The following is a 24,970-nucleotide window of genomic DNA, read 5'->3' on the forward strand; positions in this document are numbered from 1 at the left end:
ATTGAAATTTCTTTTCTTTCTTTCAAAAATGTCCTTGACAAAGGGTACAGTTTACCTTCCCTTTTTGGCATTTTACTTTCCTTTTTTCTTATTTCTTAATAATTACATCTAAAATATCCATCAGCATTCCTTCTCAACTCCTCTCTTGCTTCTTTCACTACTTATATCTTCTTTCTCCTTCCCTTTTTGGCATTTTACTTTCCTTTTTTCTTATTTCTTAATAATTACATCTAAAATATCCATCAGCATTCCTTCTCAACTCCTCTCTTGCTTCCTTTACTACTTATACCTTCTTTCTCCTTCCCTTTTTGGCATTTTCACTTATCGTTTTTATAAAAATATCTTAAAATATAAAAAAGCAGAAGATATAACTAATAATTATATTTTAACACTCCACCAAAGCGTGTGGTGTGGTCGGCCCTCCAACATTGGTGTGGTAAAAAAACGCTCCAACATTAGTGTGGTTTCGCTTTAACATCTTGTGTGGTTTTCTTTAAACTGAAATATTAATCTTATAAAAATAAGCCCCCTAGTTTAAAATAGAATTGCCAAAAAAATCTATTTTAAATCAAAGGAGGCTAGGACAAATATGTCCCTTTTAGAGTTTATCACACATATCCTTAATGTCAAATCTTCGGATGTTGAGGATGCTACTACTTTAGATCAGACTGACGGCAGTCTGGTTATTAAGGTTAGGCTGGTTTCTAAAATCTCGGAATGCTCTATCTGCCGAAAACCTACTAATAATCATGGTTACATTAAACGAAAGATAACCCATTCTACTTTTAATAACCGTGAATGCTACATTATCTATATGCAAAGAAGGTATCGCTGCCCATATTGTGAACATACCTTTTCAGAGACTAATCCTTTTGCCATTGGAAGTTCCCATATCTCAACAGATACTGTCGTAAATATTTTAAAAGATTTAAAGTATCCTGATGCAACCTATCTGGCCGTTGGTAAAAGGAACAATATATCTTCGACACAAGTCACTCGTATATTCGATAAACATGTTAATATTCCCCGTAAAACCTTGCCAGAGGTACTGTCGATTGATGAGCATTATTTCCCTAATTCTGATTACGGTTCCAAATACTGCTGTTTATTAATGGATTTCACTACACGGGAAATGATTGATGTACTTCCAGACAGAAAAAAGGACCATATTGTAAGATATTTTAGCGAAATAAAAAGATTAACTACAAAAGGAACTACATGTATATCTGAGTTAAATAATGTGAAATATATTTCCATGGATATGTACGAGCCATACAGAGATATTGCCCACATATTCTTCCCAAGAGCCAAGGTGTGCGCTGATAGTTTCCATGTAATAAAGCATCTTACTGATGATTTTAGGAAAATAGTGTTGCGATGCGCTCGCAGTACAAAAGATGATACAATGATTTATCTGTTAAAGGTTTTCAGGCATGTTTTTGACCACAACAAAGATTTAGATAATTAGCCTAAATATAACAAGAGATTTGGACGTTATCTAAACTACAGAGATATTAGGGATTTGATGTTTGATAGATTTCCTGAATTAAAGATTGCCTACGAGCTTAAGGAATACTATATAAACATGAACTCAACAACACTGCTGAGCGATGCTCCTGAGGCTTTAGATAGGGCCATAGTGCTTTTGAGAGTTGCGGCATTGATGAGTACGAAAAATTCTACAGACTGCTCAATAACTGGCGCGAGGAGATAGTAAATTCATTTACGACTATAAATGGCCAAAGGATTAACAACAGCGTAATAGAGTCTAAAAACAGAATGATAGAAAAGCTGATTTACAACGCTAATGGATTCACCAATTTCAAGCGTACTAGGAATAGAATTCTGTACTGTTTGAACCCAAATGATACATTTACCTTATAAATAAAGAATGGTTTAGAGAAAACTGAAAAGCCTCAGCTTTCTCTAAACCACAGTAAAGGTTAAAGCGAAACCACACTAATGGTGGAGCAAAACCACACAAAGGTTAAAGGTATGACCACACCGATGTTGTAGCCTCGACCACAATCTTTGGTGGAATGCCTATATTTTCTGCCTTCTCATATTGGTTTAGTCGCCGCTATAACCATTTTTGAGATCTGATTTATTCTGTTATTCCTTTAGTTGTCACTGTACTATTATTTGTGATTTCTCTATAACATATTTTGTGACTAACCTCTTTTATCTTTATTTATTGAACAAATAAATGCTCCCTGTTTTAGGATATTACTATAACAATAATAACTTCTATAACAGGGAGCTTCAACAAAAGATCTTATGAAAATTTTATCACATCAATCCTCAATCTAAAATTACCCGATTTACTATCCGTGATGCCATTTCCTATAAAAACCGAACTATTATTTTAAAAATTAAACCTATTTGAAAAAATAAATGGTAGACGAATTAATAATAGTTACATGGAATCCAAAACAAAATCATAACTAAGCTTATTTTTAACGCAATGGTTTTAAACTCTTTTACTCAAAACCACAACATTTTCAATAGGTCCAACTATAACCATCAGTCATGTTTTATATCTCATTGAAATTTATTCTTCTATTAAGCAAAGAATAAGTACATTAATTAAATTTTTTTAGAAATCTCAAGCTGCTTCTCACATTTCGTAAGCAGCTTAAGCTCTTCTAAAATTTGCTCTTTAAGTGAAAGATTTTCTTCCCTTCCTGATTCTATATGATTGGCATGGTTAAGATGGTTTCTAACTTCGGTAATTTTTACATAATTATTAACCAAAGGAGCCAATAATTCAGTTGGAACGAAAAAAGTAATCGATCTTTTCTGTTCAAGCTCCATTAGATATTCAAACCTAAATTTTTTGTTCGCAGCAGTAGTATTATTATTTTTTCCTGAAACCTCAATACCAAAAAATTGGCACACCTTTTCCTTGCTTATACTGCCTAATAGTCTAAAGAAGAATTTATCGAAACACCCTTCGACGTTAGTATATCTTTTAGAAAGGAATCTCTCTATATTATTATTAGAAGGACATCCTTCTCTGATAAAGTATTTTATCCCATTATTTTCAGTTAATCTATTATAATACTTATACCAACCGGCAGCGCTATCTTCACTCCTAGATTTAAAAGCGCTTATTTCTTCCAATAAATTATCAAGTTTTTCATTTATATGGCCATATATTTCTTTAATTTCCAAAATACTTTCATTAGAAACAGACAAGTCTTTAATCATAGTATAATTAAGTTTTATTAAACCTGCATCTTTAAGACTTTTAGCCATACTTGTTCCTAAAACCGAACGCTCTGATACATTAGCCCTTTCCTCTTGATAATTTTTTAAGAACTCAATACGCCAATCAGACCATATATTTTTACTTGAACAAACTTTTTCGATATCATGATTATTTATAATAATAAATCCTTTATCCATAATATATCCAGGTAACCATTCTGTACAAAAAGTTATAGCCTGTTGCAAAAGACCTTTTTCTACACACCATTTTATCAACACCGGAATACTGTCAAGTTTGTCGTGATAATGCAAAATACCAGCATAATCCTTTTCTATCATCGGCAACATTTTAACAAATAAATGCTCCTGTTCTGATATTTTTCCTTCCACAGGATTCAATAAATGCCTTTTATATCCTTGTATAGCTCTGTCCAATTCATTTATAGTTTCCAACAAATAATCTCTATTTGTGCTAACCTTAATTTGTTCAGAAAAGCTTTCCATTTGCTTCAACAGATGCTCTAAATCAGCAGATTTTCCCTCTACTAATTTAAAATACTTTTGCAACTGAAATACATTACCATTTTCAGCAAACTCGCTAGCACCGCCAATCAAAGTATAAAGCTCTACTAACTCTCGCACATTTTCAATAATATGTTCAGAATAATTTGTATAAGTTATACATCCCAGCTCATAGCCTGCATATTGTAATAGTTTTAAAAGTACCAACATCAACACATTTGCATGACGAAACCCTCCTGTAAAGTCTAAATGTATCGTAACCTTATTTTGCTCTACCGGATATTTTTTCTGTAAAGCATCAAACATCTCTCCGATGCTTTTAAATGAACCGGTAAAAACAGATTTTTCGTCAAAGGGAATAGCGTTAATTGGATAATCCTTATAAACAAAAATCCTACAAAAATTATCGAAATCTTTTGAAGCCACAGCCGAAGTAACAAAAGCATAAACGCTATCTATGCGCTCACTTTTCTTATCTAAATACCAATCAATATATTTCAAAGCAGTTTCATTAGTGTGGACACAACTTGTTCTAAAATTGCCGCTTTGATCATAATAAATCTCCGGTTTAGCGTCTTTGCGCAAGGGGCTCATAAAAAAGATTACTATGTTCTTATTGGCTGATTCCATGTCTTTTCGTCACCCTTTCCAGCGCCTGAATATGAAAAGCTTCCAGCTTCTTGATATTTTTACGAATCGTATCCGTTTGATAGTTTAAATAGCCTGCAAAAACTTCTACTTCTAAAATATCCAATAATTTTTGTACCAATCGGCGCTGCTCATAATAATCTATGTAAGCCTTTTCCGCCAATTTCTGCAAAATCAGAGGAATCATCCGCAAATAAAGAGTATACATATTCCCCGTCCACCAACATCTGTCCAAGGGATAAAGGGTGCGCGTCTGCTTAGTCAAGCCGTATGACATTCTAATTATATCGGCTAAAAGCTTCTGCGAATCTTCTTTATCTTCCTCTTTGCTAAAATCGTCATAAACGTCGCGCAGAACAGTTTCTCCTTCTTCATTTTCCAATATAGCGTCAACAGAAGCCAACCCATACCAGGCAAAAATGTCTTCCACTTTTTGGCGCAATTCTTCGTACACAACATCGTCCTCCACTTGCTCGCGCAAAGAAGCGATAATCTTTTCCTTATTTGGATACAATATGTAGCTTCTATTAAGAAACAGCCCGTTCTCCATAAATAAATCTCTGCATTGATCGCTTCTATATCTGGAAAGTTCAAAATTATCCTCTTGAAATTTCTCCGCCTTAGAACCCATATTCTTTATACAGTAGCAAGCCCAAAATAATTTTTCAAATAATATTGGTTCTCCAGCATCCTCGCATGTCGCGCCATACTTAGCCAAGGAACTATTGAACGCTTCTGTAAAATGGATGGTATCAAAGTTTCGATTATACATTTTATTATACAAAAGATACGCAAGTTCCGATTTCTTAGCTTCTCTTTGATTAACGGTAAGGCTGCTAAAACATAGCTCCCGCGCCAGCTGCTCTATTCTATCTGCTTTTGCCATAATTACACCCGCTTTACTCATTCGCTGATAATTATATCGAACAGCTTGTCCAAATCCTGCTTTTGTCCGCTTTTAGCGTTACCGGCTATAGCATTGAGATAAAATAAAGACGTAACGTCGCATAGCTTGGAAGTATTTTTATCCAACGCCGCGTCCGTACCGGTATATTTTTGCGAGTAAAGCACGCAGCGCATTTCTGCTCCCACAGCAGCCTTTACCGCATAAGCCAAGGCGATAAACATACTCAAAGTATAAACTTTCATGCCAAAGGTAACGTCCGTATAAATGAGATCGTTATCACGAACGAGTAAAGTAATTTCTTTAAAAAATTTGGTAAAAGTTTCAGCTTCAAATTCTTTATTAATGGCAATTTCTTCAAAATGAACTTTCGCCTGACGTTGGCTGAGTAAAGTATTTACTTCCTCATGAAATTTAGCGTAATTATCGCTTGCTTGCTGTACAGAACCGCTGCCATGCTCGACGGCAGTAATAATTTCTACTTCGTCCCCTTCTTGAACCTCATTATTAATTATATAAGACAAAGGAAAATCAAAATGCTGCGTACTTAATTCAAAATCCTCGCTGACATAATCGGTTGGATTCAATTTTCCCAATAACATAACAGAAACAAATACCTTACGCATAAACTACACCTCTTTATATTTTATTTAATTAGTGATTTGATAAAGGCAAACGCAACAAATAACTTATTTTAAATTCTACAAAACAATAAAAAACTCCTGCTAACAATAGCATCCCTGAAAAATTTCTCTGAAACAGAAGAGATTTTTAAATTATGTCAGCCTACTCCTCCTCTGCATCGTAATTTTAAAAGCTTTCTACTATATATATCTGCACAAAAGTAGCTTAAACGGCATACTTTTCAAAAGTATTGCCTTTCAAATTATTTTATCATGTATGCAGCTCCGGCTAGTATAACTTTTCTTTTTCAAAAGCTAATATCAATTTTTATGGCAAATTGTCAAGCTAAGTGCAACGATGTTTTAAAATAGACCTCATATGGTGTTTTAAAGCCGAGGCATTTCCTTGGCCGCAGATTTAGCTTATCTATCTGCTCTTGAATATATTCTTCCGGTATGTTAGAGATATCTTTTCCTTTAGGAAAATATTCTCTTAGTAAGCCGTTAGTGTTTTCGTTATTGCCACGTTCTCACGGATGAAGTCGTAGAATAAATTTTATCACGAAACTAAATCGACGTTTCTAAAACCGCAAACGCCCGGCGTACTACCGCAGTACGCGCGGGCGTTATTTTATAGGCGAACATTCTTTTAGTCGCGTTTCGCGCTAGGAAGCGCGTAAATAAATTTTTTATGCGCCTTTCCTAGCGCGTTTGGCGAGGGGAAGTAAAAATCTTGATTTTTAGATTAGGAAGAATATGCTCTTGCCTGTAAGCGAAATTGCTGCTATACTAAAATCAGTAAATCTTTGACAACTAAAAAAAGCATTAAACGGCGCTTCTCTTGCAATGCGCCGCGATGAAGTTTGGGAATTTTTTTGAGAAATCCTAAGCGAAATTTAGCAGTACCAATCCGATTGCGAATTTAAACGCAGTCGGCGGTACTGCTTTTTTATTTTTAAGGCGGTGATTATCTTGCTTTAATACAGCTCGTTAAATAATTTAACTGCGCTGCCCAGCCGCAAATATGTTATAATTAAGGAGAAGAACATGACGAAATTTGAAGACCTGACTATCCAAAATAATTTTTTATTCCAGCAGGTGATGAAAAACCCGCGCATCTGCAAGCGGCTTATCGAAGAACTGCTCAATATTAAAATTGCCGAGCTTTCCTATCCTTACGCTGAAAAAACAATCCAAACCGGCATCGATAGCCGCGGCGTTCGTCTCGACATCATCGTCGCCGACGAGAACCGCACGCATTATAATTTGGAAATGCAGGTGAAAAATACCAAAAGCGCGGATACGGGCGAACCGCTTTTGCCAAAACGCACACGCTATTATCAAGCGTCGCTAGACATGGATTTGTTGGGCAAAGGGCAGGATTTCGACAAGCTTAACGACACTTATATTATCTTTATCTGCGCTTTTGATTTATTCGGTGAAGGACGCTATATTTATACTTTCAAAAACAAATGCCTGGAAAATCCGGAATTGGCAATGGGCAACGGCGCTACGGTCGTCTTCGTCAACTCTTTAGGAAAGAAGGGCGCTATTTCGCCCATGGCCAAAAGCTTTTTAGCATATGTCAACGATAAAACCGTGAGCGACGATTTTACGGAAGAAGTGGACGCTGCCGTGGCTGCGCTCAAGCGCGACAGCGAAGTGAGGAGGCAATTTATGTTGTTAGAAATGGCATTGCACGACGAACGCATGGAAGGACGCAAAGAAGGTCGTCAGGAAGGGCGAGAAGAGGGAATAGCGGAAAACGCACGCTATGTTGCGCTCAAGATGCTCAAAGATAAAGTGGCTCTTGCTTTTATTGTAAAATATTCTAATTTAAGTAAGGAAGAAGTCTGCGCCTTGGCGCAGGACAACGGTTTGGAAGTCGTAGAATAAAAATTAGCGCGAAACCAAATCGACGTTTCTCAAACGACAAACGCCCGGCGTACTACCGCAGTACGCGCGGGCGTTATTTTATAGCGAACATTCTTTTGAGTCGCGTTTCGCGCTAGGAAGCGCGCCGCGATGAAGTTTGGGAATTTCTTTGAGAAATCCTAATCGAGATCATCAAAATCAGGTTCCCAGAAATATTTGTTCTCTTCATAAAGTCTTCTAGCCTTATCCATATCCCCTTTAAAAAATACGAAAAACTGCTCCTTTAACGTTAATTTTTCACCGTTAAAGCTTTTTTCTTTAAGAGCCTCTATTTTTCTATTTATTTTTATCTGTTCCCTGCAAAAGGCTATTTCTTCCGGAGTAGCGTCAGAAGGTATGTCGGATTCATCCATACATTGTTTCATTTTAATCATTCTTTTAAAGGCCAGATATTCTTTGCTAGGCCCAGCCTTACGACGATAAGTTCCGCCATATGAATAATCGTCGTCATATTCGTTCTCCGAATAATCTTCTCCTCTAGATTCATATTCAAAATCGCTGTTAAAACTTTCAAAGCTCATACAAACTACCTCCATTGTTATCATAAATTTAAAATGTCTGCAAGTACGGTACCCTCGAAACGTAGAACTTTTTTAATCGCTGCAGCCTATTTCCATCTTCTCCAGCAAATACTCTTCTTCAGCTTCCGTCAGCGCCGTTCCTTCTATCATCTTGCGCACAATCCTGGCTTTCTTCAGCAAATTACGCACTACGACGCCGGAATAATTTTGCGGTATTTGCTCCAAGGTAAAGCGCACATATTCCAAAGTTTTGGCGTCAACCTTGCTGTACCCCCACCGCTGGTCGCAAATATAGCCCAAAGCAAACAAAGAAGAATATAAGCCGCTGAATTGACGGTATTCGTTTATATAATTATTATTTATTACGCAGCAGAGAGCCACGGCAGCTTCATTTTCATCAAAAGGAATTTGGTACTCTTCCTTACCTTTGCGCAAAGAAATTCCCAAAGCTCTGGCCCTATTGCCTAACCAACCGATATTTGCTCCATTATAAACACAATCCCTGACCTTGTCAAAAATCCAAGCGTGTTCTATTCTCGCTAAGCTAAAAGCGTACAAGCAAGCGTCCTGATAGCTGCGTAAATCGCGCAGCTTGTTTAACTCAAGCAACTGCGCCTTGCTGCCGCAAACGCCCAACGCAAGTATCGCCTGTATGTTGACGTTTATATTTCTCGTAATATAATGATATCCTCCTAAAGGCAGCGATAATTGCTCAAGGCAAATTTTAGCCAGCGCCTCCAGCTGCTCGCTATTCCATCCCGGGGCCAAATAACGCGCCAGCAAAAGTAAATGCATTCGCAAATTTGCGTCTTGCGAACGCTTCAGCTCGTCGATGAGCGGCCAGGCAAATTCCTCCGGGTTAGCGGCTTTTTTCAGCTTTTTAATTCTTTTCTGGATATCTTTGCGAATAGAACCCGGCGACCTCAAACTATAATGATTGCAATAGGACATTTGCAAATATTGCTGTTTCAGCCATTTGATTTCGGTATAAGGGTCATAAGCGGCGCCGCTCTTAAAGCCTTTATTATTGATAGGTCTGGACTCGCGCCCTAAAGCGTGGTCGTCGCTGTAATAACCGACCGAAATTTCCGCTTGCTGACTTTCCAAAATATTTTCGCCGTCGTAATCGCTTGTAAATGTCATTTCCATTTTTAAAAGCTTATTGGCGTTCATTTGTAAATCAATGCTTACATAGGCGCCGTCGTCATAGCTGCCGTCGAGCGTTACGCGACCGCTGGCAATGGTCATGTATTCGTCGGCGCTGATTTTCCTTTTAATAGGAATAGCTACTTCCCGTTGCTGCGGCGCCAGCTTAAAACCTTTTAATGTTTCGGCCTTATAAGGCAATTCGCTGCCAGCGGCAATCAATTCTTGAGTTTCACCGTTGCGCATGCCCAGGTACAGGCTTTCGTTAAGTATTTGCTTACCCCATTCAATAGCAGCCGGGCGAAAAGCTTTTCTGCTTAAACCTGCACCGGCTGCCCGACGCTCCAGCACCGCTTCCGGCAAGCTAGTATCGCCCAATAAACGCATATCTTCCTGCATCTGCTCGGCGTACTTATGCAAATAATAATGATAGACTGCCGCGCCGCGCGCAACGGATTGATCCGGATCCAAAGCTACGATGGGCTCCATACCAAAGAAAGCTTGTAAACGTTCCGTAACCATATAAAATTTGCTCATCCCGCCGTTAACAACGACTGCGTCCACGCGCGGTTCAGCGGCTAATTTAACCGCCGCCTTTTGCAAAACGTCCAAAACAGGATAAATAATATTGCGGCCTTCAGGCAGAGTTTTCCAAATCTTATAATCGTCAAATTTTAAATCCGCGCCCATAAACGGCTGCAAAATATTTTCAATTTCTTCCTGCGAAAAGCTATCGTCGTAAGCGTAGCCAATGCCGCCCATATTGCCGCCGACAAAAAATTTATCATCGTCGTCCCACCCGAACGAATCGCTCGCAGCAGCTTGAGAACGCATTCTTTCGCTCAGCTCCAGTTTTAATTCTTCGGCATAACGTACGAGCTGCGGCAAAACAGCCTGCTCCTGTTGACGTATTTGGCGCACGATATCGGGATACGCGGCATACTGCTGCAAATAGCGGCGATACATTTCCTGCGCCAGGGCTTCGTCAAAATCGTCGCCGCCCAGCAAAGTATAACGATTGGCCGCAATTTCGTCTACTTTTAAAACATCCGGGCAATCTTCGCGCCTTTTTATTTTGTGCAGAGTAATATCCAGCGTGCCTCCGCCCAAATCAAAAACCAACACGTTCTTTTCACTGTTGAAATCAATTATCTTTTCGGAAATTTCTCCGTTCTGCACTTGGTTAATCAAATCGTAAATAACGGCGTTGGGCTCGCTGAGCAGCACCGCCCGCTCGCTGCCGTCGTCATTCAACACCTTTACCCCGGCCAACGCAGCCGCGTCCCGCGTAGCCTTGCACATGGCCGCGTCGAAATTAGCCGGCACAGTTATAACCACGTCCTCCAGCTTCGTGCGGTAAATGCGTCCCGCTTCCTGCAAAAGGTGCTGCAAGATGCGCGCCGAAACCTGCGCCGGAGTTTTGTCAGGCACAGCGTCGGCCAAACCCACGGCCAGCTTTTTGCCCATTTGGCTTTTGATGGATTTAGCAACCAGCTGTGGGCGCAATGGATATTGTATTTTAGCAAAATCGCCGACCAGCGGCTCGTAGCCCTGCTCCTCGCGATAATAAACGCAGGAAGGCAGCAACGGCTTTTTTTGCGTGCTTAATTTGGCCTTGGTCGTAACGCTGTTATAAATATCGACAGCGCGGGAGATATCCACAACTTTGCTCACAATATCCCCATTGGCTTTCAAATTGACTGTCGCTAAAACTGAATTAGTCGTTCCCAAATCTATGCCCACGCACAACTCGTTATGTTCTTCTTTATTAATCAACATTTTCTTTTTCCTCCTTTACCTTAGGTCGCGAAATTTGCACCTGCTTTTCGCTATATATCCAACCGGGAGAAATTACCCGAATTTGCTTTTCTTCTGCCGCGCCGGCAAAAGGACTGCCTTCATATTGCCAAAATTCTATATCCGCCGCCTTTACCTTATGCAAAGAGCCCGGTTGAAGCTGCGGGTCGATATGATTATCCCGCATAAATTGAATTAATTTTTTTACCAAAATCAAAAGACCGTTAAGCTCCAGCGGAATCTGGCAGCCGCTGTCGCGTAATTTTGCCATGCCCACGCGCAGCTCCAGCAGCTGGTCTAAAATGCAGCCGTATTTTTCACTGTTCAACTTAGCGAAAAATTCCGTAAGTTCCTGCAAGCGGACGCTCGCCAAACGCTCGTCGAATTCTTCCTGTAAATCTCCCAACAGCATATTGGACTGCTCCAAAGCTTTTTCTGTTTGGGATAAGCGCAACTTTAAATTTTCGTAATCCGCCTGCAGCGCGGCAGGCGCGGCCTTGCCCTGCCCCGGAACGCGGCTTTCTCTTTTCTGGCTGCTGTAAGCCTTTTCGATAACGTCATGCAAATCATACAAAAGATATTTGCAAAACGTATCGTTAAACCCCAACGCCAAACCCCTTTCCTTTTCTCCTAAAAGCTGCGGTATCGACGCCGCCGCTACCGCCAATAATAAATGGCTGTAAATGCCGCGCCGCTGCCCGCGTTTACTTTCTAAAAAGCTTCTATAACCGCTCTGGTATAATTTTAAAGCGTTTATATCGCCTGCCAACGCTTTTTGCAGATAGATGACCGTCGTCGCCGCGTCGGCAAAAACTTCTGCGCGGCGCGGCGCGTTATTGATATAATAATTGCGGTATAATTGCACAACAGCTTCCACATCGCATTCAAAACCGAATTTATCGACAAGACATTTACAGCAGGCCGCAGGGCTTAATTTATAGTCTTCGGCCAAAAGCTGCAGCATCGCGTTTTCTAATTTTATCCCGGCAAAAGTTTTGCGGCAGCGTTTGCTTTTTTCCGCAACGCAGCGGTGGAATTCTTCAATAATGGCCTGTTTCTTCATATCCTTTTCATTAAACATTTGACATTGCTCCTATAACATAAAAATTTGCCCCTCTTGGGGAAAGATAAATTGCGTCCGGCAAGCGCCTTCTGCGGCAAAATCCCTGGCGATACCGCCAAAATTTGGTCCGGACGGGCAATGCACCAAAAGCGCCAGCCGCGGATTTAATATTTTTATAAACTCCTTCATTTCCGCATAGCTTTCGTGCAGCGTATAATTGCCGCCAAAAATTTTATAGCCTTCCCCCTCCGGCGCTTCCTTGCCGCTGACGGCAATGTGCGGCTTTGCGGCGTCTTTGGCTAAACAATTATAATGGCAGCCGCTTAGAATTGGCAGCCGCAGCTTTTCGGCAATTAACGCCGCCTCCATAGCCGCGCCTTTCAAAAATACAGGGAACTGCAGTCCGTTTTGCCGCTGCCAATTATTGACGGCCAAAAGCAATTCCATTGTCCGCCCGGCGTCCGCCGTCCGGAACCATACCGAATAACCGCGCGACAAATATTCATACGCCTTTTCCAACATATCCGCCAACGTGCGCGGCTGCTTTTCAGAAGGCCTGTTGGCGTGCAAAGCGCAAATAATTAAAATATCTACGTCTAAATCAACCGGCAGCCACGCCTGATTTTGGACAAAGCAGGAATGAAAAGAATAATCGCCGGTATAAAGAATACGCTTGCCCCGATATTCAAACAGCGTCATCATCGCACCCGGCAAATGCCCGGCAGGATAAAAAGTTACGTTGTAATTTTCTTCGCGCAGCGTTTGCAGATAACTTACCTCCCGGCAAAAGGATTGCATCTGCAAATTTTGCCGCAGCCTGCGTTTTTTTGACTGCATAGCCAGGCTGTGCTCCGCCAAAAATTTTGTAGCCGCCGTCAGATAAACCGCAGCCTGCGGCGCCTGCTGCATAAGTTCCGGCAGATAACCGACATGGTCGCCGTGGGCGTGCGATATATAAACCTTATCCAGCTGGCTTAGCGAATCCATAAAGGGCGAAGCCAAAAGATAATGTAGCTTAGGCAAAACCGTTATATCATTGCGCCTGGCTACGCCGCAATCCAACAACAAATTGCTGCCGCCCAAGCGCAAATAATAACAGCTGGCCCCCACGCTCTGCGCGCCTCCCAAGGCCATAAAATAAATATTATCGTCGTACATAAATCCCAACCTTTCTTCCAACGCCGTAATCCTTGCGGAAACTCGCGTTTTACGCCGCCGCTTTTTATTACCGGGTATCGCTCTTACACTATGAATATCTTTTAAAAAAGGCTCTAAACGGCACGTTCCAAAAAAATTATTATATCCCGACTTCTTTCGCGACGTTCGCAAATGTTTTTTTGCCTTCAATATTACAGCTCGCCAACGCGCTCTAATAGGCTTTTTCCAAAAATTTCCTTGCCAAAAAATGTTCGTTGTGGTATAGTAAAGGCATAGCCAAAAACAAATCCTTTGCCAAAACCTCGCAGCCCTTGCGCAGCATGCCTTAAAAGGGCTTTTGAAGAATTTGTGAATTAGCGGCTGCTTTAAAATTCTGCATCTACTTGATGAACAGAATTTTGATTTACTATTGTAGGGCATTTTGCCCGCTCTGGAGGCCGTGTGCGAGCCTCAGAGTTTAAAGGCCTGATTACCGCTTGCGGTTTTGTAACGCCAGATTAATAATAGGATTCATAAAAGCTTGCGAGTTTAAAGGCCTGATTACCGCTTGCGGTTTTGTAACTCGGGAACGTTAAGAATGATTTGGTTGAACTCAGAAGCGGGTTTAAAGGCCTGATTATCTTAATACGCAAATAAACCCCAATTACGCATTAAGCTCTTTGCTTGCGCAAATTGGGGTCTTTTTCTAACGATTTCCATGCAATATTCAATTATTTTAGGAGATATCGCCACAATTAAAGCCGACGCCATTGTCAACTCGTCCAACGCCTCGTTGCAAAAAGGGTCCGGTATGTGTAAAACTATTTATGAAAGAGCGGGAGAACGCGAACTATCCGCTTATTTAAAAGATTGCGATTCCTTGCCCTGCGGGCATGCTATCGTAACGCCGGCGTTCGCCCTGCCCGCTAAATATATTATTCATACCGTCACGCCCAAATATTATCTTGCCCAAAACGACCGCAGCATTTTGCTAAGCCAATGTTATTCGGCAATTTTGCAAGCCGCAGCCTTTTACCAAATAAATACGCTGGCAATTCCTTGTCTTGGGGTAGGGCATCACGGCTGGCCCTTAGCCGAAGCGGCAACGATAGGCGTAAAAACGCTTCAATGGCGCTTAGAAGAACTAAATACTCCGACCGCGCTGCAAAAAATTATTTTCGTTTGTCACACGCAGGAACAATATGCGGCATATAGCAAATTTATTTTTCCTCTTTAAAGCGCACCGCTTTATATTACTCATAACACTTTATATTACTCATAACATAATTAAAAGGCGCTCAAAATGCTTAATGCAAATCGAGCGCCTTCTTTGTATTTTGAAAAACTAAAACTTCAGCTTAAAACGCCGGTTCAATCGTCCCTTTATATTTATCGGCGATGAATTTTCTTACGGCTTCGGATTGATAAGCCTTGATAAATTCCTTATACTCCGGCTTATCTTTATCCTTATTGCGGGCCGCGATATTTGTTACCGCCAACAGCTCGTCCTTAACTTCCAATTCCGGATTTTCCAGACAGCAGACAAATTTATCTGCATACCCTAAACCCTAAATTTTTAAATTGGCGTTACCGCCGCGCTTTCAAAAGCTTACTCCTCATCGTCCTCATGGTGAATAGCCGCTAAGGAAACTACCTTATCGTTTTCGTTCAGCGTCATCAGCTTTACGCCCTGAGCGTTGCGCCCATACTGCGAAACGCTGTCCACGTCGATGCGAATAATAATGCCGCCGGAGGTAATCATCATAATTTCCTGCGCGGGATTGATTACGCGCATACCGACTACGCAGCCGGTTTTTTCCGTAATCTTAATATTTATGATGCCCTTGCCGCCGCGTGTCTGCTTGCGGTATTCGCTGACCGCCGTGCGCTTGCCCATACCGAATTCCGTAGCCGTCAGCACTTCGTAATTTTCGTTGGGCACGCTGTCCATGGCCACAACCTCGTCGCCATAATTCAGGCTGATGCCGCGCACGCCGTGAGCGGTGCGTCCCATAGGCCGCACGTCCTGCTCGTCAAAGCGGATAGCGACGCCGTTGCGGGTAGCCAGAATAATTTCGCTGTTGCCGTCGGTCAGCTCGACGCCAATCAAATCCTCGTTTTCATCCAGGTTGATGGCTACCAGACCGGCCTTGCGCGCGCTTTCCAAATCTTTCAGGTTGGTCTTTTTCACCGTGCCCTTATTGGTCGCCATAAACATAAACTGCTCGTCGGCAAATTCCTTCACCGGAATAACCGCCGTAATTTTTTCACCCTGCTCCAAGGGCAGCAGATTGATAATAGCCGTGCCCTTCGCCGTGCGTCCGGCTTCGGGAATTTCGTAACCCTTCTGGCGGTACACGCGGCCCTTATTGGTAAAGAATAAAATATTATGGTGCGTGGTGGAAAGGAAGAGATGCTCGGCGCAATCCTCCTTCTTGCCGCTGCCGCCGGTTTTGCCGACGCCGCCGCGCTTTTGGTTGCGGAAGGTGTCCAGCGTCTGGCGTTTGATATAGCCCTGATGGCTGATAGTCACCACGATATTTTCCTCGGCGATTAAATCCTCCACGTCCATATCGGAGGAATCGCGGGAAATTTCCGTGCGGCGTTCGTCGCCGAACTTCTTTTTCATTTCCAGCAGGTCTTCTTTAATAATATTCATCACCTTGCGCTCGTCGGCCAGCACGCTTTCCAGCCAATCGATGGTTTCCAGAACGTCGACGTATTCCTCGTCGATTTTTTTGCGCTCCAGACCGGTCAGGCGCTGCAGACGCATATCCAGAATAGCCTGCGCCTGACGCTGGCTTAAATTGAAGCCGCTCATTAAATTTTCCCGCGCGATATCGGCGGTGGCGCTGTTGCGGATGGTCGTAATCACGGCGTCCAGATTGTCCAGCGCAATCTTCAAGCCCTCCAAAATGTGAGCGCGGTCCTTGGCCTTGCCCAGCTCGTAGCGGGTGCGCCGGGTGATGACGTCCTTTTGATGCGCCAGATAATATTCCAAAATCTGTTTTAAATTTAAAATACGCGGCTGACCGTTGACCAGCGCCAGCATAATAATGCCAAAGGAGCTTTGCAGCGCCGTGTGCTTATACAGCTGGTTCAAAACCACGTCGGGCACTGCGTCGCTTTTTAATTCGATAACGATACGGATACCGTGCTTGAGGTTGGAATAGTCGTCGATATGGCTGATACCCTCGATAGCGCCGTCCTTAGCCAGCTGAGCGATATCCTTAATCAAATTGGCTTTGTTGACCTGATAGGGGATTTCGCTGACGATAATATTATGCTTGCCTTTATTGGCAGGCTCGATTACGGCCTTCGCGCGGATTTTTACCACGCCGCGTCCGGTGGTATAAGCGCTGGTAATGCCTTCTTTGCCCAAAATGCAGGCGCCGGTGGGGAAGTCGGGGCCCTTGATGGCCGTCATCAGCTGCGGGATTTCCACGTCGGGATTGTCGATGAGCATCACGAGGCCGTTGACTACCTCGCATAAATTATGCGGCGGAATATTGGTCGCCATACCTACGGCGATACCAGCGCTGCCGTTAATCAGCAGAGCGGGAACCTTGGAGGGCAGCACGCTGGGCTCCTGCAAGGATTCGTCGTAGTTGGGCACGAAGTCGACGGTGTCCTTTTCAATATCGTCCAGCATAGCCTCGGCCAGCCTTGCCATGCGCACCTCGGTATAACGCATAGCGGCGGCGCTGTCGCCGTCGATGCTACCGAAATTGCCGTGGCCGTCGACCATCAGATAACGTGTCGAAAAATCCTGCGCCAGACGCACGATAGCGTCGTACACCGAGATGTCGCCGTGGGGATGATATTTACCTAAAACTTCGCCGACGATACGAGCGGATTTTTTATAGGGCTTGGACGGAGTCATGCCCGCTTCCTGCATAGCGTATAAAATACGGCGATGCACGGGCTTCAAGCCGTCGCGCACGTCCGGCAGGGCGCGCTGAATAATAACGCTCATAGCGTAATCGATATAGGATTTTTGCATTTCCTCTTCGATATACACCGGCAAAACCTTACCGGTAATCGGTTCTAAATTATCCACCTAATCACCTTTCTTTCGCAAAACATTTCAAAGCTGCAAAATCTATTTCCATAATATTTCATAAACCTGCTTACCGATAAGCAAAGTCGTAACCAATAAATATAACGGGCGCACATAGGACGCGCCTTTCTTAATCGCCATGCGCGAGCCGAAAATTGCTCCGACAATCATGGCCAGCGCCATAATAACGCCGTAGGACCACATGATGGTGCCGCTCATAGCGAAGGATACCAGAGCGCCCACGCCGCTGGCAAAATTCAGCGCCTTGGCGTTGCCCGCGGCCGTTACGAAATCGTATCCCAAATATAAAAAGCCAAAAATGAGGAAGGAGCCTGTGCCGGGGCCGAAAAAGCCGTCGTAAAAGCCGATGGCGAAGGCCATGATGAAGGCGCCGACCAAAGCCCGCAGGCCCAGCTGCTGCACCGTTCCCTTATCGCCCCAATCCTTGCGGCGATAAGTGTAAACGGCTACCAGCACCAGCAGCGCCACGATAATGTTTTTCATAAGCTTTTCCGGCAGCAGATAAACAACGTAAGCGCCCAGCGCCGAGCCGATAAAGGACAGCGGCGTCAACGCCAGCGCCGCTTTTTTGATTTTTCCGGCGCGCCAAAAGGAAAGCACGCTGGTCAGCGAGCCGACGGAGGCCGCCACCTTATTCGTTCCCAGGGCGTAGGGGACGGGCAGCCCCAGGCTGAGCAGGGCGGGCGTGGATATCAGGCCGCCGCCGCCCACCGTTGAATCGATAAAAGCCGAAACGAATCCGGCCACGATTAAAAATAAAACCGTGCCCCAATCCAAAGCTCCCAAAAAATTTTCCACAAGCATCCCTCATTATAATTCAATTTATTTTTGCCAATGAATATACAAGCCGACGCTGCCCTCCAAGCATTCGCAAGTAAATTCTCCCGTCAACGGCTCGTTGCTAATCGCGTAAGGACGCGCCTGCGTTAATAAAGCGTCGTTCAACGGCCAGCGCACGCCGCCGATATTTACGCGGCATTCCGCGCTCAAGGGCAGCAGAGAAACGGCCTGCGCCGCTTTTTTATCCTGCAAATGTATTTCCGCTTTTTCGCCGCCGTCTAGGAGCAGTAAAAATTCCCGCTCGTCCGCCAGCGCAACGCGGCAGCCGCGCCGCTTCTTAAAAGCCAGCAGGGAATAGACGTTGCTGAAAAGATGGTCGAAGCGCCCGCCGAAAATTCCCGTCGCCACTACGTCGCCCGGCGGCATTTTTTGCAGCAGCAGCTGCAAGTCGGTGTCGTCCTTCGCCGGAGGATGCACAAAAACCTGCGCGCCTAAAGAAGCAGCTTGGGCATACGTTTCGTTGTCGGCGCTGTCGCAGTCGCCGACAAGCAGAGCGGGGGAGAGGCCGGCCTCCAAACAATATTGCGCGCCGCGGTCGGCGCAGTAAATTTTTTTTTGCCGCGCAATTTCACGCAGCCAGCCTGGAGCCGGAGCGCGTCCTCCCGCAACGACGACGTTAACGCCGGGCGCTACTTCGCCGCCATGTTTCACGTGAAACTTTACGCCGCATTCCGGAAATCGCACAAGCGCGGCCATTACTTTTTAGCGACGGCCGCCGGTTTTATAATAATCTGTCCGTCCTCTTTCAAAACCTTCCACGCGCAATCTCCGTTTTTATTTTTCAACCATTCCATGCTGATTTCCAATAAGAAACGATTTAAGCGCTCCCTCGCTTCCTCCGGCAGCAGCAATTCCTTTTTTGCCGGAGCTTTGGCGTTTTTGATTTTAGCCTGAGTAATTTTTTCGTCGGCGTACATGCCGTTTTCAAAGGTTAAATGCTCGTTGTAGCCCTTCAGCATATCCGCGTCGGAAAGGCCTTTTTTTATTTTTACCATTTATCGCACCTCGTCGCGTCAAATTAGCAAACGCGCATTATAAATCAAGATTTCTTACTTTCTTGGCGTTGACCTCGATAAACTGCCGTCTGGGCTCCACCTTATCGCCCATAAGGATGGAGAAAATGCTGTCGGCCTCGGCGGCGTCCTCCAGATGCACCTGCAAAATCGTGCGTTTTTCCGGGTCCATGGTCGTTTCCCACAGCTGGCCGGGGTTCATCTCGCCCAGGCCTTTATAACGCTGCACGTAGGGATTATTTTCGCGGCCCACTTCGTCCAGAATTTTTTGCAGCTCCTCGTCGCTGTAAGCGTAGTAATGCTGCTTTTGATTTTTGCGGATTAAATACAGCGGCGGCTGCGCGATGTACACGTGCCCCTCCTTAATCAAAGGCTGCATATAACGGTAGAAGAAGGTCAGCAGCAGCGTGCGGATATGAGCGCCGTCCACATCGGCATCCGTCATGATAATAATTTTGCCGTAACGCGCTTTATCCAAATTAAAATCGTCGCCGATACCGCAGCCGAAGGCCGTAATCATATTGCGGATTTCTTCGCTGCTCAGCACGCGGTCCAGGCGCGCCTTTTCCACGTTCAAAATTTTGCCGCGCAAGGGGAGGATGGCCTGAAAGTCGGAATTGCGTCCCTGCTTGGCGCTGCCGCCTGCGGAATCGCCCTCGACTAAATAAATTTCCGTGTCCTCGACGTTGCGGCTCTTGCAGTCGGCCAGCTTGCCAGGCAAGCCGCCCAAATCCATGGCGTTCTTGCGCCGCGTCAGCTCGCGCGCTTTGCGGGCGGCAAGGCGCGCGCGGGCGGCCACGATAGCCTTGTCGACGATTTTTTTCGCCGCCGCAGGGTTTTCCTCCATAAATTCGGCCAGCGTGTCGCCGACCAGACTGTCGACGATGGGCATAACCTCGCTGTTGCCCAGCTTAATTTTCGTCTGGCTTTCAAACTGCGGGTTGGGCACCTTCAGGCTCAAAACCGCCGTCAAGCCCTCGCGCACGTCGTCGCCGCTTAAAGCGTCCTCGTTATCCTTGAGCAGCTTATTGGCGCGGGCGTAATTATTTATCGTGCGGGTCAGCGCCTTGCGGAAGCCGCTTAAATGCGTGCCGCCCTCCTCCGTATTGATATTATTGACATAGGTGAAGATATTCTCGTTATAGGTATCGCAGTACTGCATCGCCACCTCGACGATGATGCTGCTCTTTTCGCCCTCCAGATAAATGGGCTTGGCGTTAATTTTATCCTTATTCTGGTCGACAAATTCCACAAATTCGATAATGCCGCCGGCAAAATGGAAGGTTTCGCTGCGGCCTTCGGGCCGTTCGTCCGTCAGGGAAATAGTAATGCCCTTATTCAGAAAGGCCAGCTCGCGGATGCGCAGGCGCAAGGTGTCGTAGCTGTATTCGGTTTCCGTAAAAATGCTGGCGTCCGGTTTGAAATGCACCGTCGTGCCGGTAGTGTCGCATTCACCCTTTACATAGAGCTTTTTGGAGGTATGCCCCTGCTTGAATTCGATACCGTAGCGCTTGCCGCCGCGGCGCACTTCTACCTCCATATGCTCGCTCAACGCGTTAACGCAGGTAACGCCCACGCCGTGCAGGCCGCCGGAAACCTTATAGCCGCCGTCGCCGAATTTACCGCCGGCGTGCAGCACCGTCATAATGACCTCGACGGCAGGCTTCTTTTCTTTTTTCATTTCATCCACAGGAATGCCGCGGCCATTATCGACGACCGTAATGCTGTTATCCTCATGGATGACGACCTTGATATCGGTGCAGTGTCCGGCCAGAGCTTCGTCGATGCTGTTGTCCACAACCTCGTACACCAGATGGTGCAGGCCGCGGGCCGACGTACTGCCGATATACATGGCAGGTCTTTTGCGCACTGCTTCCAGGCCCTCTAAAACGTGAATCTGCTCCGCGTTGTAATTACCATTGACGGCAGTAGCTTCCTCAATGTCAATATCCTTTTCCTGGGTCATGTTTACCTCCGTTAAATTTTAAAAATTAGTATAGACAGCGCCTCCGGCAAGACCGGTTTCAGCGCGTTTTTTCAAAGTAAGGGAAGAAATGGAGGACAGATACATGGTATCTGCCGTCAGAATCAGACTGGCGTATTCCTCGCCGCCGGCCGCGTCCACGATTTTGTACCGGTCGGCGTATTCCTTAACATAGTCGCTGTAAATTAAAGACTGGCTGTGGCGCAGATTGAAAACGGCGATGATATCACTGTTTTTTACCATGCAGTCGGCTCCCAAATGCAGATACATTCCGGTCCCTCCGTAAATAAGTCAATGTATTTTCGTACAGCTGCGAAGTAATTTCCTCCGGCTGCTTCCCCGTTACGAACAATACGGCCAGCAGGCTTTCCTTTTTGTCGGCGAAGCCCTGGCGCACCCGCTCGCAATAATAGCCCTTCAGGCCGTCGCGAACGGACGTAAATAATATTTTATCACAAGGATAGTATAAGCGGCAATTTTCATAGGTCAGCCAGGGCTGAATCCTGAGCAGTTCGGCCAGCTTCTGCCGCAGCTCCTGCCGCTGCCGGCGCTCGCACACGCTGCACATTTCCAGACCTTCCGCCATGCGGGAACCGCACTGGGGACAGACGGTATAGCGAAGCGGCGGGGGAGCTTCCTCCTTCCGCCGGGCCGCCTTCTGGCGGCGCAGCACGGCGCCGCTGCGAAAATAAACCTTTTTGATTTTCAGCCTGCCGGAAAGCACGGAATTTACCTTTTGCAAAAACAGGCTCTGCATCATATACAGCTCGTTGGCCAGAACCGAATTGGCGGTGCTGACGTAAAGCTCCTGCCCCTCTACTTTTTGAATCGAACACTTTTCGGCCAGATGCGGGCCGCAGATTTCCTCCCATCTGTCGGCCAGGCAGTGCTCTAAATACAGCTGCTTGACCAGAGGCGAAGGCGTCAGCTCCAGCGTCCGGTTGCGCCTGTCGAACAAACGCAGGCGAGGGTCGAATAAGCGCTGCATAGCCTCCCCGGCGCTGGCAAATTTATCGGCACACATTATTTTTCCTCGCTTATCACACCGTTTTCAATTTTAAAATAAGCGTTGCCTGCCAAAGCAGGAATCAGCTCCCTATCGTTGACCGTAATAAAGGTCTGCACGCGCCCGTCGATAAAACGCAGCAGTTGGGCCCGGCGGCTGTTATCCAGTTCGCTCATCACGTCGTCTAAGAGCAGCACGGGAAATTCCCCCAGCTGACGGCGCACATATTCCAGCTGCGACAACTTTAAGGCTAAAGCGCCGCTGCGCTGCTGACCCTGGGAGCCGAAGGAGCGCAGGGACGTTCCGTTCAAAAGCAGCTGCAAATCGTCGCGATGGGGGCCGACGCCCGTATTGCCGCGCAGAATGTCGACGCGCTGGCGTTCCGCCAGACTGCGGCGGTAAAATTCTTCGCCGCAGGCCGCGCCGTCCGCCGGATACAGCAGCTGCCCGTTATTGGCCTTCAGCTCGTAGCGCACCGCCAGCTGTTCCTTATTGCTGGTAAGCGAAGCGTAAATATCGGCGGCAATGCCCTCCAGCTTAGCTAGAGCAGCCAGCCGTTTTTTCGTAATCCCGGCGGCCAGGCGGATAAATTCCTCATCCCAGGGACGCAGGGCCGCGCCGTCACCGCCCTCGTCCCGCAGCTCTTTTAACAAGCGGTTGCGCTGCAGCAGCACGCGGTTATATTTCACCAGTAAGTCGTAATAGACCGGGTCCGTCTGGGATATCTGCATATCGAAGAAGCGTCGCCGCAACGCCGGTTCGCCCTTCACCAGCTGCAAATCCTCCGGCGAAAACATAACGGCGTTTAAGGCTCCGTAATGCTCCTTGGGGCGCACCTTGGCGCCGTCCAGCAAAATTTCTTTTTTCCAACGCTCCTGCTGCCGGTATTTTTTCAGCCTGACCTCGTGCCTGCCGCTGTAGCTTTCGTATTCCACGCCTGCGGCCATCGCTTCCGTCCCCAGGCGCAGCAGCTCTTCTTCCGCCGTCGTGCGGTGGGAAAGGCCGAAGGCGCTGTAGAAAATAACCTCCAGCAGATTAGTTTTTCCCTGGGCGTTAGCGCCGTAAAAGACGTTAATCATGGACGGCAGCAGCAGCTCGCAGCTGCTGTAATTACGAAAATTTACGGCGTATAAACGGCTGATTTTCATGCTTCCACAGTAACGGTAAGCTCTATCTGATTATCCACGTTGACCACGTCGCCGGGATAAACCTTTTTGCGTTTTTCGGTAATCGTTGCGCCGTTCAGTTTGACGACGCCGTCCTCCACCATCAAAAAGGCCTGTCCGCCGGTTTCGGCCACGCCGGAAAATTTCAGCAGCTTATCCATAGTAATAAATTCGGTAGTGATAGCTACGTTTTCTTTCTGCATTTTACGCTCCTTTAGAAAACTACGCGCACGGGAGTTACGATATAAATGTAATCCGCTTCTTCCTCGCAGGTAACGCAAACCGGGCTCAAGGAGGTGTTCATGGACAGCGTTACCTCGTCGGCTTCGATATTTTTAAGAATGTCCAGAATATATTTAGAGTTAAAGGCTACGTTCAGCTGGTCGCCCTCGGTAGAGCAGGCAATAACCTCGCGGCCCGTGCCCACATCGGGACTGCTGGAGGTAATCGTCATTTCCCCGGCGTCCACGCTCATTTTGATGATGCTGTAATCGCCCTCGGTGGAAAACAGCGCTACGCGTTCTACGGCTCCGGCTAATTCCTTAGCGTTGACCTTGGTCTTGACGGTGAATTTGGCGGGAATAACCCGGTTATAATCGGGGAACTTGCCTTCAATCAGGCGGGAAACGATAACCACGTTGTCGATGATAACCATGATTTGGTTATTGAGCAGGGAAATTTTTACCTCCTGCGGAATTTCGCCCGTTAAATTACGGGTAATTTCGTTCAGCACCTTGGCGGGAATAATCATGCTCATGGGCTCGGCTATAGCTTGAGCGGAGGACTTTATTGCCAAACGGTGGGTATTAGTGCCGACAAAGGTAATTTTTTCTTCCTTGGCTTCGACTAAAACGCCGGTAAAGAGGGGACGCGCTTCGTCGGTGGAGCAGGAGAAAATGGTTTTTTTAATCAGCTCCTTGATTTTTTCGTCGGCGATAGTAATAGTTTTATTGCCGTCAAAATCCGGGAATTTAGGATAATCGTCCTCGTTCATCAGCAGCAGGTTAAATTCCGATTTACCGGAGCTTACCTTGATGGTTTTTTGCTCGCTGTTTTTCGTAATAGTCAGGCTTTCGCAGGGCAGCTTACGGATAAGCTCGGATAAATGCTTAGCGGAAACCACTATTTCCCCCGGTTCGGTAATATCTGCGTCGATAGTGCAGGAAATAGCCATATTAAGGTCCATTGCTTGTACGGCTAATTTATCTTGATCGGTAAAAATATGAATGCAGGAAAAAATAGGCGTACTTGGTTTGGAAATAATAGCTCTTTGAGCGGTTTGGATAGCTTTATTCAAAGCGTTGGTGTTGCAGGTGATCAGCATTTGTTCACAGTCCTCCTTAAAGATATTATTACTATATAATTTTATAAAAG

Annotated in this window: 23 protein-coding genes and 1 pseudogene; 5 read left to right on the top strand and 19 right to left on the bottom strand. The window is 45.5% G+C overall.

Features of this window, described 5'->3' with window-relative positions:
• The first annotated feature begins 589 nt into the window (after positions 1-589).
• From Q4E64_RS10335 to Q4E64_RS11515, 3 genes are read left to right on the top strand one after another with little or no spacing between them, the layout of a single operon-like run.
• Positions 590-1,468, top strand: a complete 879-nt coding sequence (locus Q4E64_RS10335) for a transposase (RefSeq protein WP_303167833.1) — start codon at positions 590-592, stop codon at positions 1,466-1,468.
• Between the two features lie 57 nt (positions 1,469-1,525).
• Complete coding sequence (locus Q4E64_RS10340; RefSeq protein WP_303167834.1) at positions 1,526-1,714, top strand: hypothetical protein; 189 nt, start codon at positions 1,526-1,528, stop codon at positions 1,712-1,714.
• The gene (locus Q4E64_RS11515; protein ID WP_368501574.1) at positions 1,687-1,884 is read left to right on the top strand and encodes a transposase; all 198 of its coding nucleotides are present in this window, start codon (positions 1,687-1,689) and stop codon (positions 1,882-1,884) included. Before Q4E64_RS10340 ends, Q4E64_RS11515 begins: the two co-directional genes overlap by 28 nt.
• Before the next feature lie 702 nt (positions 1,885-2,586).
• On the opposite strand, the gene Q4E64_RS10345 is transcribed toward Q4E64_RS11515, so the two are convergent.
• The 4 genes and pseudogenes from Q4E64_RS10345 to Q4E64_RS10360 all read right to left on the bottom strand — a co-directional run.
• Positions 2,587-4,362, bottom strand: coding sequence for a TM1812 family CRISPR-associated protein (locus Q4E64_RS10345; RefSeq protein ID WP_303167835.1), 1,776 nt, complete (start codon positions 4,360-4,362; stop codon positions 2,587-2,589).
• A complete protein-coding gene (locus Q4E64_RS10350) occupies positions 4,346-5,266 on the bottom strand; it encodes a hypothetical protein (protein WP_303167836.1) in 921 nt (306 codons plus the stop codon). Before Q4E64_RS10350 ends, Q4E64_RS10345 begins: the two co-directional genes overlap by 17 nt.
• Before the next feature lie 17 nt (positions 5,267-5,283).
• Positions 5,284-5,910: a TM1812 family CRISPR-associated protein gene (locus tag Q4E64_RS10355; RefSeq protein ID WP_303167837.1), complete on the bottom strand. Its 627-nt coding sequence runs from the start codon at positions 5,908-5,910 to the stop codon at positions 5,284-5,286.
• A gap of 338 nt (positions 5,911-6,248) precedes the next feature.
• Positions 6,249-6,437: pseudogene (locus tag Q4E64_RS10360) on the bottom strand (transposase); the annotation flags it as partial.
• 517 nt (positions 6,438-6,954) lie between these two features.
• Between Q4E64_RS10360 and Q4E64_RS10365 the strand changes: the two are divergent.
• Entirely contained in the window at positions 6,955-7,803 is an 849-nt protein-coding gene (locus Q4E64_RS10365; protein WP_303167838.1) for an Rpn family recombination-promoting nuclease/putative transposase, read from the top strand.
• 158 nt (positions 7,804-7,961) lie between these two features.
• Here the strand turns inward: Q4E64_RS10365 and Q4E64_RS10370 are convergent, their stop codons facing one another.
• The 4 genes from Q4E64_RS10370 to Q4E64_RS10385 form a co-directional block, all read right to left on the bottom strand.
• Positions 7,962-8,363, bottom strand: coding sequence for a hypothetical protein (locus Q4E64_RS10370; RefSeq protein WP_303167839.1), 402 nt, complete (start codon positions 8,361-8,363; stop codon positions 7,962-7,964).
• A gap of 72 nt (positions 8,364-8,435) precedes the next feature.
• On the bottom strand, positions 8,436-11,288 hold the full coding sequence (locus Q4E64_RS10375; protein ID WP_303167840.1) for an Hsp70 family protein: 2,853 nt from the start codon (positions 11,286-11,288) through the stop codon (positions 8,436-8,438).
• On the bottom strand, positions 11,278-12,387 hold the full coding sequence (locus Q4E64_RS10380) for a hypothetical protein (protein WP_303167841.1): 1,110 nt from the start codon (positions 12,385-12,387) through the stop codon (positions 11,278-11,280). Before Q4E64_RS10380 ends, Q4E64_RS10375 begins: the two co-directional genes overlap by 11 nt.
• A gap of 12 nt (positions 12,388-12,399) precedes the next feature.
• Positions 12,400-13,527: an MBL fold metallo-hydrolase gene (locus Q4E64_RS10385; protein WP_303167842.1), complete on the bottom strand. Its 1,128-nt coding sequence runs from the start codon at positions 13,525-13,527 to the stop codon at positions 12,400-12,402.
• A gap of 697 nt (positions 13,528-14,224) precedes the next feature.
• On the opposite strand from Q4E64_RS10385, the gene Q4E64_RS10390 reads away from it, so the two are divergent.
• The gene (locus Q4E64_RS10390) at positions 14,225-14,743 is read left to right on the top strand and encodes a macro domain-containing protein (RefSeq protein WP_303167843.1); all 519 of its coding nucleotides are present in this window, start codon (positions 14,225-14,227) and stop codon (positions 14,741-14,743) included.
• Positions 14,744-14,864: 121 nt separating this feature from the next.
• On the opposite strand, the gene Q4E64_RS10395 is transcribed toward Q4E64_RS10390, so the two are convergent.
• The 11 genes from Q4E64_RS10395 to dnaN form a co-directional block, all read right to left on the bottom strand.
• Positions 14,865-15,026 carry a MetQ/NlpA family ABC transporter substrate-binding protein gene (locus Q4E64_RS10395; RefSeq protein ID WP_303167844.1) on the bottom strand — a complete coding sequence of 54 codons (162 nt, stop codon included), beginning with the start codon at positions 15,024-15,026 and terminating at the stop codon, positions 14,865-14,867.
• 89 nt (positions 15,027-15,115) lie between these two features.
• Positions 15,116-17,566, bottom strand: coding sequence for a DNA gyrase subunit A (gene gyrA / locus Q4E64_RS10400; protein WP_303167845.1), 2,451 nt, complete (start codon positions 17,564-17,566; stop codon positions 15,116-15,118).
• Between the two features lie 42 nt (positions 17,567-17,608).
• Entirely contained in the window at positions 17,609-18,385 is a 777-nt protein-coding gene (locus Q4E64_RS10405; protein ID WP_303167846.1) for a TSUP family transporter, read from the bottom strand.
• Positions 18,386-18,409: 24 nt separating this feature from the next.
• Positions 18,410-19,111, bottom strand: coding sequence for a thiamine diphosphokinase (locus Q4E64_RS10410; RefSeq protein WP_303167847.1), 702 nt, complete (start codon positions 19,109-19,111; stop codon positions 18,410-18,412).
• An 11-nt stretch (positions 19,112-19,122) separates the two neighbouring features.
• Complete coding sequence (locus tag Q4E64_RS10415; RefSeq protein WP_303167848.1) at positions 19,123-19,422, bottom strand: hypothetical protein; 300 nt, start codon at positions 19,420-19,422, stop codon at positions 19,123-19,125.
• Positions 19,423-19,459: 37 nt separating this feature from the next.
• The gene (gyrB, locus tag Q4E64_RS10420; RefSeq protein ID WP_303167849.1) at positions 19,460-21,406 is read right to left on the bottom strand and encodes a DNA topoisomerase (ATP-hydrolyzing) subunit B; all 1,947 of its coding nucleotides are present in this window, start codon (positions 21,404-21,406) and stop codon (positions 19,460-19,462) included.
• Between the two features lie 18 nt (positions 21,407-21,424).
• Complete coding sequence (gene remB, locus Q4E64_RS10425) at positions 21,425-21,667, bottom strand: extracellular matrix regulator RemB (protein WP_303167850.1); 243 nt, start codon at positions 21,665-21,667, stop codon at positions 21,425-21,427.
• Positions 21,651-22,448, bottom strand: coding sequence for a DUF721 domain-containing protein (locus tag Q4E64_RS10430; protein WP_303167851.1), 798 nt, complete (start codon positions 22,446-22,448; stop codon positions 21,651-21,653). The genes remB and Q4E64_RS10430 overlap by 17 nt, the downstream gene beginning before the upstream one ends.
• A complete protein-coding gene (gene recF, locus Q4E64_RS10435) occupies positions 22,448-23,578 on the bottom strand; it encodes a DNA replication/repair protein RecF (protein ID WP_303167852.1) in 1,131 nt (376 codons plus the stop codon). Before recF ends, Q4E64_RS10430 begins: the two co-directional genes overlap by 1 nt.
• On the bottom strand, positions 23,575-23,799 hold the full coding sequence (locus Q4E64_RS10440) for an RNA-binding S4 domain-containing protein (RefSeq protein WP_303167853.1): 225 nt from the start codon (positions 23,797-23,799) through the stop codon (positions 23,575-23,577). Before Q4E64_RS10440 ends, recF begins: the two co-directional genes overlap by 4 nt.
• An 11-nt stretch (positions 23,800-23,810) precedes the next feature.
• Positions 23,811-24,920 carry a DNA polymerase III subunit beta gene (dnaN, locus tag Q4E64_RS10445; RefSeq protein WP_303167854.1) on the bottom strand — a complete coding sequence of 370 codons (1,110 nt, stop codon included), beginning with the start codon at positions 24,918-24,920 and terminating at the stop codon, positions 23,811-23,813.
• Positions 24,921-24,970: the final 50 nt, after the last annotated feature.

It is taken from the genome of Phascolarctobacterium sp. (assembly GCF_030531065.1).
Lineage (GTDB): Bacteria > Bacillota > Negativicutes > Acidaminococcales > Acidaminococcaceae > Phascolarctobacterium_A.

What these genes read in the sequence shown, in the direction of transcription:
- Q4E64_RS10385 (WP_303167842.1), bottom strand. Translation starts at nt 13,527, where the DNA reads ATGTACGACGATAATATTTATTTTATGGCCTTGGGAGGCGCGCAGAGC.
- Q4E64_RS10415 (WP_303167848.1), bottom strand. Translation starts at nt 19,422, where the DNA reads ATGGTAAAAATAAAAAAAGGCCTTTCCGACGCGGATATGCTGAAGGGC.
- Q4E64_RS10340 (WP_303167834.1), top strand. Translation starts at nt 1,526, where the DNA reads ATGTTTGATAGATTTCCTGAATTAAAGATTGCCTACGAGCTTAAGGAA.
- Q4E64_RS10365 (WP_303167838.1), top strand. Translation starts at nt 6,955, where the DNA reads ATGACGAAATTTGAAGACCTGACTATCCAAAATAATTTTTTATTCCAG.
- Q4E64_RS10335 (WP_303167833.1), top strand. Translation starts at nt 590, where the DNA reads ATGTCCCTTTTAGAGTTTATCACACATATCCTTAATGTCAAATCTTCG.
- remB (WP_303167850.1), bottom strand. Translation starts at nt 21,667, where the DNA reads ATGGTAAAAAACAGTGATATCATCGCCGTTTTCAATCTGCGCCACAGC.
- Q4E64_RS10370 (WP_303167839.1), bottom strand. Translation starts at nt 8,363, where the DNA reads ATGAGCTTTGAAAGTTTTAACAGCGATTTTGAATATGAATCTAGAGGA.
- recF (WP_303167852.1), bottom strand. Translation starts at nt 23,578, where the DNA reads ATGAAAATCAGCCGTTTATACGCCGTAAATTTTCGTAATTACAGCAGC.
- Q4E64_RS10350 (WP_303167836.1), bottom strand. Translation starts at nt 5,266, where the DNA reads ATGGCAAAAGCAGATAGAATAGAGCAGCTGGCGCGGGAGCTATGTTTT.
- Q4E64_RS10375 (WP_303167840.1), bottom strand. Translation starts at nt 11,288, where the DNA reads ATGTTGATTAATAAAGAAGAACATAACGAGTTGTGCGTGGGCATAGAT.
- Q4E64_RS10430 (WP_303167851.1), bottom strand. Translation starts at nt 22,448, where the DNA reads ATGTGTGCCGATAAATTTGCCAGCGCCGGGGAGGCTATGCAGCGCTTA.
- gyrB (WP_303167849.1), bottom strand. Translation starts at nt 21,406, where the DNA reads ATGACCCAGGAAAAGGATATTGACATTGAGGAAGCTACTGCCGTCAAT.
- Q4E64_RS10390 (WP_303167843.1), top strand. Translation starts at nt 14,225, where the DNA reads ATGCAATATTCAATTATTTTAGGAGATATCGCCACAATTAAAGCCGAC.
- Q4E64_RS10345 (WP_303167835.1), bottom strand. Translation starts at nt 4,362, where the DNA reads ATGGAATCAGCCAATAAGAACATAGTAATCTTTTTTATGAGCCCCTTG.
- Q4E64_RS10355 (WP_303167837.1), bottom strand. Translation starts at nt 5,910, where the DNA reads ATGCGTAAGGTATTTGTTTCTGTTATGTTATTGGGAAAATTGAATCCA.
- Q4E64_RS10440 (WP_303167853.1), bottom strand. Translation starts at nt 23,799, where the DNA reads ATGCAGAAAGAAAACGTAGCTATCACTACCGAATTTATTACTATGGAT.
- Q4E64_RS10380 (WP_303167841.1), bottom strand. Translation starts at nt 12,387, where the DNA reads ATGTTTAATGAAAAGGATATGAAGAAACAGGCCATTATTGAAGAATTC.
- dnaN (WP_303167854.1), bottom strand. Translation starts at nt 24,920, where the DNA reads ATGCTGATCACCTGCAACACCAACGCTTTGAATAAAGCTATCCAAACC.